The organism is Vibrio sp. 2033 (assembly GCF_033339735.1).
The window spans coordinates 1-571 of sequence record NZ_JAWOVC010000630.1 but is presented as its reverse complement, the minus strand read 5'-3'; the positions used below and the strand labels follow the sequence as shown (position 1 = coordinate 571).

Here is a 571-nt window from a genome sequence, read left to right as displayed (position 1 = left end):
GACGGCGAAATCTATCGTAAACAGCAGAAACTTGAAGAAGATATGTTCGGGACAGTTGCTCTTCCGTTTTATGCTATCCTCAACGCAGACAAAAAGCCTTTGGCTACATTTCCGGGTTTAACGCGGAATGAGGCGGAATTTGTTGACTTTTTGAAAAAACCCCTTGAAAATTAGGATTCAAATTTTGTTTCTATGCCTGTCGTTTCAGTAGAAAAGTTGATACAGGGCCTTTGTGAAATACCGGAGGAAGAATTTACCTGCGAGCCTGTTTACGAGTTTCTTAGCCACAATCCGGTAGATCCGGATTCATTATCACCGTATCTTTTTTGGAGTAACAGATTTTACACGCGAAATCTCATTTACAAGGACGAAAGATTTGAAGCGATGGCAATCTGCTGTGAGCCGGGACAGGTTTCCCGCATCCATAATCACTGGGATCAAAGATGCTGGATGACTGTCCCGATCGGACGGCTGAAAGGGCAAAATTTCGCTATTGAGGAAATTGACGAGAAGCTGGGAATTTGCAAACTCCGTGAATCAGACGACTTTGAACTTGCTGAGTGCCTTGCTT

General features: G+C 43.6%; 1 protein-coding gene. It reads left to right on the top strand.

Going from position 1 to position 571, the window contains the following annotated elements:
* Positions 1–192: 192 nt before the first annotated feature.
* Positions 193–571: cysteine dioxygenase (locus R7P74_RS28180; RefSeq protein WP_318123971.1), on the top strand; the 379-nt coding region annotated here is incomplete at its 3' end.